The 7764-nt window shown below is 72.5% G+C and carries 2 protein-coding genes; both read left to right on the top strand.

Going from position 1 to position 7764, the window contains the following annotated elements:
- The first annotated feature begins 5 nt into the window (after positions 1-5).
- A complete protein-coding gene (locus tag T8K17_RS15660; RefSeq protein WP_322330672.1) occupies positions 6-5864 on the top strand; it encodes an SDR family NAD(P)-dependent oxidoreductase in 5859 nt (1952 codons plus the stop codon).
- A gap of 2 nt (positions 5865-5866) precedes the next feature.
- Positions 5867-7738 (top strand): asparagine synthase (glutamine-hydrolyzing), encoded by a 1872-nt coding sequence (gene asnB / locus T8K17_RS15655; protein ID WP_322330671.1) that lies wholly within the window; start codon positions 5867-5869, stop codon positions 7736-7738.
- The last annotated feature ends 26 nt before the right edge of the window (positions 7739-7764 follow it).

The raw sequence follows: 7764 nt of genomic DNA, 5'->3' as shown, positions 1-7764 counted from the left end.
CCGCCATGACCGCCCAATCCCTCGACCCATCCGCCGAGCGCGAGGAGATCGCGATCATCGGCATGGCCGGCCGCTTCCCCGGCGCCGACATCGTCGATGCACTCTGGCGCCTGCTCCGCGACGGGCGCGAGGGGCTGACCCGGTTCGAGCGCGAGGACCTGCGCGCCGCCGGACTGTCCGCCGAGGTGACCGACCGGCCCGACTACGTCGCCGTGAACGGCCGGCTCGACGGCGTCGAGAGTTTCGACGCGCCGTTCTTCCGGATGACCCCGCGCGAGGCTCGGATCACCGATCCCCAGCACCGGGCGATGCTCGAACTCGCCTGGCAGGCGCTGGAAGACAGCGGCTACGATCCCGCTCGGTACGACGGCTCGATCGGCGTCTTCGCCGGCTGCGGGCCGAGCAGCTACCTGCTGCACAACCTCTGGCCCAACCGGGCGGCCCTGGCGGGTATCGGCGAGCTGCCGGTTCAGATCGGCACCAACAAGGATTATCTGGCCACGCGGATCTCGTACCGGCTCGACCTCACCGGGCCGAGCGTCTGCGTGTCCACCGCCTGCTCCACCTCCCTCGTCGCGGTCCACATGGCCGCCCAGGCCCTGCTCGACTACCAGTGCGACATGGCGCTGGCCGGCGGGGCCGGCATCCAGGTTCCGCAGGACACAGGCTATCTGCATCAGGCGGGCGGGATCCTGTCGCCGGACGGCCATTGCCGCGCCTTCGACGCCGAGGCGCAGGGCACGGTGGGCGGCAACGGCGCCGCCCTGGTGGTGCTGAAACGGCTGTCCGATGCCCTGGCCGACGGCGACACCATCCACGCGGTGATCCGCGGGTCCGCGATCAACAACGACGGCGGCGACAAGGCGGGCTACACCGCCCCCAGCGTGGACGGCCAGGCCCGGGTCGTCGCCGAGGCCCTGGCAGTGGCGGCGGTCGGACCGGAGACCATCGGCTATGTGGAGGCGCACGGCACCGGCACGCCGCTCGGCGACCCGATCGAGGTGGCGGCCCTGGCCCGCGTGTTCGGCGGACGGGACCGGCCCTGCCCGATCGGCTCGATCAAGACGAATATCGGCCATCTGGACGAGGCGGCGGGTGTCGCCGGACTGATCAAGGCGGTGCTCTGCCTGCGCCACCGGCAGATCCCGGCGAGCCTGCATTTCGAGCGGGCGAACCCGGAAATCGATTTCGCCGCCGCCGGCCTGACGGTCAACCGGAGCCTCGTGGACTGGGCCGCGCCGGTAGCCGGCCATCCGCGGCGGGCGGGGGTCAGCTCCTTCGGCATCGGCGGCACCAACGCCCATGTGGTGCTGGAAGAGGCGCCGCCCGTCGTCCCCGTCGCGCCGTCGCGCCCGCTCCAGCTTCTGCCGGTCAGCGCCCGCAGCGCGGCGGTACTGTCGCGGCGGGTCCGGGACCTGGCCGACTGGTTCGCGGGCGGCGCCGACGCGGATCTGGCGGATGTCGCCTTCACCCTGCAGCGCGGAAGGCGCGCCTTCGAACATCGCGGTGTCGTCCTGGCGGCCGACGGCGAGGAGGCGCAGGCCCGGCTCAGACGTTTCGCACCCGCAGAGGGCAACGTCGCCGCCGCCGATCCGCCGCCGGTGATCTTCCTGTGCAGCGGCCAGGGCAGCCAGTACCCTGGCATGGGGCGCGGCCTCTATGAGCACGAGCCCGTCTTTCGGATGGCCCTGGACGCCTGCGCCGAGCGGCTTCTGCCGCATCTCGGCCTGGATATCCGCCGGGTCGTCCATCCCCGGGACGCGGCGTCGGAAGCCCGGGCGGCGGATCGGCTCCAAGCGACGGAGGTGGCCCAGCCGGCCCTGTTCGCCGTGGAATACGCAACCGCCGCCCTGTTGCGTCACTGGGGGGTCAAGCCCACGGCCCTGATCGGCCACAGCCTAGGCGAATACGTCGCCGCCTGCCTCGCCGGGTCGCTGGACCTGGACACCGCCCTCGCCCTGGTCGCCGCCCGGGGCCGGCTGATGCAGGCCGCACCGCCGGGCGCCATGCTGGCCGTCCCCCTGCCGGCGGACGAGCTGATGCCGCTTCTGGGCGCGGATCTGGCGCTCGCAGCGGTGAATGCGCCGGATCGCTGCGTGGCCAGCGGCAGCGGGCCGGCCATCGATGCGCTGGCGACACGGCTGGAGGAGAGCGGCGTCCCGGCCCAGCGACTGGCGGTCTCCCACGGGTTCCATTCGCCTCTGATGGAGCCGGTCCTGGTCAGCTTCGCGGCGGAGATCGGCCGCCACCGGCTGGCGGCGCCGACGCTGCCCTACATCTCCAATCTCGACGGCGACTGGATCACCCCGGAGCGGGCGCGCGATCCGCAGACCTATCTCCGCCATCTGCGCGAACCGGTTGCCTATGCCCAGGGGATCGCTCGGATCCTGCGCGACCATCCGGACGCCATCCTGCTGGAAATCGGGCCCGGCCAGGCGCTGGCCATGGCGGCGCGGCGCACCGGAGCGTCCCAGGCCCGGACCCTGACCACCCTGCCGGGGGCGCAGGCGCGGTCGACCGATCACCGCACGACCCTGGCCAGCCTCGGCGCTCTCTGGCAGGCCGGTGTCGCCGTCGACTGGGCCGCCTTCGCCGAGCCGCGCCGCCGCCGGGTGTCCCTGCCGGGATATCCGTTCGAGCGGGAACGGCACTGGATCGATGCGCCCAAGGAGGAGCCGGAGGCCACCGCCGCCGCGCCCGCCCACCCGCGCAAGAACTCGGACGTGACCCGGTGGTTCTACGCCCCGACCTGGCGCCGGGCGGAGGCGGCCGGGGGTCCTGCGGTGGATCCGGCGCAGACCTGGCTCGTCCTGACCCATCCGCACGGCAGGGGCGCGGAGGTGCTGCGGGCGCTGCGGGAGCGCGGGGCCCGGGCGATCGCCGCCCTTCCGGGCGACGCCTTCGCCCGGCTCGAGGACGCGACCTACTCCCTGCGCCCGGACGTGCCTGAGGACTTCGTCGCCCTGCTCGACGCCCTGGCGCGGGAGGGGCGGCAGCCCGACCGGATCGTCTATCTGTGGTCGCTGGAAGCGGAGTCCCGCGCTGGCGAGGGCCACGGTTTCACCGGTCTCGCCCTGCTCGGCCGGGCGCTGGCGGAGCGCTGCGGCGGCGGGAGCGTCGATCTCTGCACCGTGACCGCCGGCGCGGAGGACGTGACCGGCGACGAACCGCTCGTGCCCGACGCCGCGGCCGTGACCGGGGCGGCGCGGGTGATCGGCCAGGAACTCCCCGGTATCGTCTGCCGGACGATAGACCTGGACGCCCGCGAGCTGGCAGACGGGGTCGACAGGCTCTGCCAGGAACTCGCGACGGCCCGGCCCGACGGCCGGGTCGCCCTGCGCGGCCGCTACCGCTGGATCCATGGCGTCGAACCGCTGACCGTGACCGCGCCCGCAGCCGGCCTTCCGCCGCTGCTGCGCCGCGAAGGCACATATCTGATCGTCGGCGGGCTCGGCCAGCTCGGTCTGCTGCTCGCCGAATACCTGGCCGAGCGCGTGGCCGCGCGGCTCGTGCTGGTCAGCCGAACCGAGACCCCCACGGCCGCACAGTCCCGGCGCATGGCCGCGATGGAGCGGGCCGGAGCGCGGGTGCTGCATCTGGCCGGCACCGTCGGCGATCCCGCCGACATAGCCACGATCCGACGCAAGGCCGAAGCCGCCTTCGGCCGGATCGACGGCGTGATCCATGCCGCCGGACTGCCCGCCGCCGACACTCTTTGCGACCTGCGCAGCGTCGATCCGGAGGACGCCGCCCGGCATTTCGCGGTGAAGCCGCACGGGGTCGCCGCGCTGGATCGGATTTTCGCCGACGGCCCGCCCGACTTCTTCCTGCTGTTCTCCTCGCTCGCCTCGATCCTCGGCGGCCTCGGCTTCACCGCCTATGCCGCCGCCAACAGCATGCTCGACGCCGCCGCCCGCCGGCGACAGCGGGACGGCGCCGCCACCTGGATCAGCGTCAACTGGGACGCCTGGGACCTGGAGGCGCAGGACCGCCCCGAGCAATCGGCCCTGGACGGCCGGTTGCGGGCACTGTCGATCACCCCGGCCGAGGGCCGCCGGGTGTTCGACATCCTGTTCGACAACCGCTTCGCCCCGCAGGTCGCCGTCTCCACCTGGGACCTGCAGCAGCGGCTGACGCGCTGGCGAAGCGAAGGGCCTGCCGACACCGGTCCGGAGCCCGCCGTCATGCCCGCCACCGATCCGTCGCCGGAGCTGGAGGACGGACCGGGCGGCGCGATCGCCGACATCTGGTGCCGGGTGCTCGGTCTGGAGCGGGTCGGACCGGAGGACAACTTCTTCGCCCTCAACGGCGACTCCCTGCTGGCCACCCAGCTCATCGCCCAGATCAACCGGCGGCTCGGCACCAATCTCGGGGTGCGCGCGATGTTCGAGCACCCGACCGTCTCCGGTCTCGCCGCCCTGGCGGCGGCCGGCACCGACGCGGCACCGGCGGCCATTCCCCCCGCGCCGCCCGCGCCGGACTATCCGCTGAGCCACGGCCAGAAGCGGCTCTGGCTGCTCTGCCAGTCGCCCGAGGCCTCGGTCGCCTACAACATGAGCTACGCGGTGCGGCTGATCGGTCGCCTCGACCCCGACGCGCTGCGCAGGGCCTTCGACTATGTGGTGGCGCGGCACGAGAGCCTGCGGACCGCGTTCGTCGTCAGCGGCGGCGCGCCGCGTCAGGCGGTCCGGGAACCGGCTCCCTTCCCGCTGCCGCTCCGCGATCTGTCGAGACGCGCCGATCCGGCGGCCGTGGCCGAAGACGCGGCCCGGGCCGAGGCGCTTGCGCCCTTCGACCTCGGCGCACCGCCGCTGCTGCGCGCCGGCCTGCTGAAGCTCGGCGCCGACGATCACGTGCTGCTGATCACCCTGCACCACATCGTCGGCGACGGCCTCAGCCTCAACGCGCTGATCCGCGAGCTCGACCGGGCCTACGGCTCCCTGCGCGCCGGCGACGCCCCGAGCCTGCCGCCGCTGACCCTGCAGTACCGCGACTTCGCCGTCTGGCAGGAACGTCAGATGGCGGGGCCGGCGATGGCCCGGCACCGCGAGTACTGGATGACCAAGCTGCAAGGCGACCTGCCCCGCCCGGCACTGCCCGGGGTGCGGAACGCCGACGCCGGCCGGGCTCATGCCGGCGCGCAGGTCGTCGTCACCCTGTCCGACGCCGACCGCGACAGGCTACATCGGCTCTGCCGGGCCGAGACGGTCACGCTGTTCATGCTGCTGGCCGCCGCCCTCAAGGTCCTGCTCCACCGGGCCAGCGGCGAGGCGGACATCGTCATCGGCACCCCGGTCGCCGGCCGCGAGCAGGCGGAGCTGGAGGGCCAGATCGGCCATTACCTGAACAACCTCGTCCTGCGCGACCGCGTCACCCGGCGCGAGAGCTTCCGCACCCTGCTGCACCGGGTGGCCGCCACCGTCGCCGAGGCGTTCGAGCACCAGGCCTATCCCTTCGACCGGCTGGTGGAGGATCTGGGCGTGCCCGTGCGCCCCGGCGAGACGCCGCTGTTCGGCGTCCTGCTCAACCTGATGCCGAGCCGGGATCTGGAGCTGAGGCTGGGCAATCTGGAGCTGCGCCCCTTCGGCCGGGAGGCCGAGACCACCCTGTTCGACCTGAACGTGATGGTCTGCGACGGGCCGGACGGGCTTGCGCTGCAATTCGCCTACAACAGCGCCCGCTACGAGGCCGCCGCGATGCACGAGCTCGCCGAGGGTTACGCGCGGCTGCTCCGGCGGGTGGCGGAGACGCCGGAGATCGGGGTGCGCGACCTCTGCGCGGCGCTCGACGCCGCCGGTCCCCGCGAGGACGGCGACAAGGCCAAGTTTCTCGCCGACGCCCTCGACCTCGACGAGGTGTTCTAGCCATGTGCGGGTTCGTCGGCTGCTACACTCCCGGACGGGCGGACGCCATCGACGCGGCGCTGCTCGACCGCATGACGCGGACCCTGGAGCATCGCGGGCCGGACGGGCGCAGCCTCACCCGGATGCCGCATCTCGGCCTCGGCTTCTGCCGACTGGCGATCGTCGATCTGGCCGGCGGCAACCAGCCGATCCACAACGAAGACCGGTCGATCGCGCTGGTCTGCAACGGCGAGATCTACAACCACCTGGACCTGCGCCGCTCACTGCAGCGGCGCGGCCACAGCTTCCGCGCCCAGGTCGATGTGGAGGTGCTGGTCCATCTCTACGAGGAGCACGGCCCGGCCTTCCTCGACCGCCTGAACGGGCAGTTCGCCCTGGCCCTGTACGATCCGGCGCGCAACCGTCTGCTGCTCGCCCGGGACCCCGCCGGCATCGCGCCGCTGTACTATGTCTGGCGCGACGGCACCCTGCTCTTCGCCTCCGAGCTGAAGGCGCTGCTGGAACACCCGCTGGTCGGCCGCCGGATCGACCTCACCGCCCTGGACCAGGTCGTCACCTTCCCCGGACCTGTGAGCCCGCGCAGCCTGTTCGCTGATATCCGCAGCCTGCCACCGGGCCATCTGCTGATCCTGGAGGGTGGCGAGCCGGTCGTCTGCCCCTACTGGGACCTGGACTATCCGCTTGCCACCGACCTCGATCCCGCCGCCGAGCCGGACTACGAGGCTCTGGAGTCCAGCCTGCGCGCCTCGGTCGGACGGCGACTCCAGGCCGATGTGGATGTGGGCTTCTATCTCAGCGGCGGTCTCGATTCCTCGCTGATCGCCGCCCTGATCGGCGAGCACGACCGCGCCGCCGGCCTGACGCGCAAGCGCCACGCCTTCTCCATCGGCTTCCCCGACCGGCAGATCGACGAGCGCTGCCAGCAGGAGATGGTCGCCCGCCGCATCGGCGCCGTGCATCACACCGTCCTGTTCGACGCCGAGCAGATCCATGCCCGGCTGCGCGCCGCGGTCCGTCATGCCGAAGCACCGCTGAAGGAGAGCTACAACACCTGCTCCCTCGCCCTGTCCGAGCTGGTCCGTCGGCACGGGCTGAAGGTGGTGCTGACCGGCGAAGGCGCCGACGAGCTGTTCGGCGGCTATGTCGGCTACCGGCTCGATGCTCGTCCCCGGTCAGGTACCGAGGATTTCAGCCTCGACGCCCAGTTGGAGCGCGACCGCCGGCGGCGGCTCTGGGGCGATGCGGACTTCTTCTACGAGCGGGACTACGTCGCCCTGTCGGAAACCAAGCGGGCGCTCTACGCCCCCGATCTCGCCGCCGAGCTGGACCGGTTCGAATGCAGCCTGGCGCCGCCGGTCGACACCGCGAAGCTGGTCGGACGCCACCCGCTGCACCAGCGCTCCTATGTCGACTTCAAGCTGCGCCTCGCCGACCACCTCCTCGCCGATCATGGCGACCGTGTCGCCTATGCCCATTCGGTGGAAGCCCGCTACCCGTTCCTCGACCCCGAGGTCATCGACTGGGTGCGCACCGCCCCGCCCGGCTGCCTGGTGCGCGGCGGCATCGAGAAGGCTCCCCTGCGCCGCCTGGCCGCCGACCGCCTGCCGCCGGAGATCGCCGGCCGGCAGAAGTTCGGCTTCGTCGCCCCGTCCAGCGCCGCCCTGCTCCAGGCCCGCATCCCCTGGGTGGAGGACCTGCTGAGCCGCGCGCGGATCGCCGGCGCCGGCTACTTCGACCCCGATACCGTGGAGCGGCTGAAGACCCGCTACCGCGCGCCCGGCTTCGCCCTGAACACCACCTTCGAGCCCGATCTCCTGATGATCGTCCTTTCCTTCGAAATCCTGCGGGACTGCTTTCGGGTTCCGCCCCTGTAACCGCCCGGAAACCGTACCGCGCCAGC

The organism is Thalassobaculum sp. OXR-137, from assembly GCF_034377285.1.
In the GTDB taxonomy this organism is placed as follows: domain Bacteria; phylum Pseudomonadota; class Alphaproteobacteria; order Thalassobaculales; family Thalassobaculaceae; genus Thalassobaculum.
This window is presented reverse-complemented; position numbering and strand designations above follow the sequence as displayed.

Coding starts and splice junctions, on each gene's coding strand:
- T8K17_RS15660 (WP_322330672.1), top strand. CDS start 6: ATGACCGCCCAATCCCTCGACCCATCCGCCGAGCGCGAGGAGATCGCG.
- asnB (WP_322330671.1), top strand. CDS start 5,867: ATGTGCGGGTTCGTCGGCTGCTACACTCCCGGACGGGCGGACGCCATC.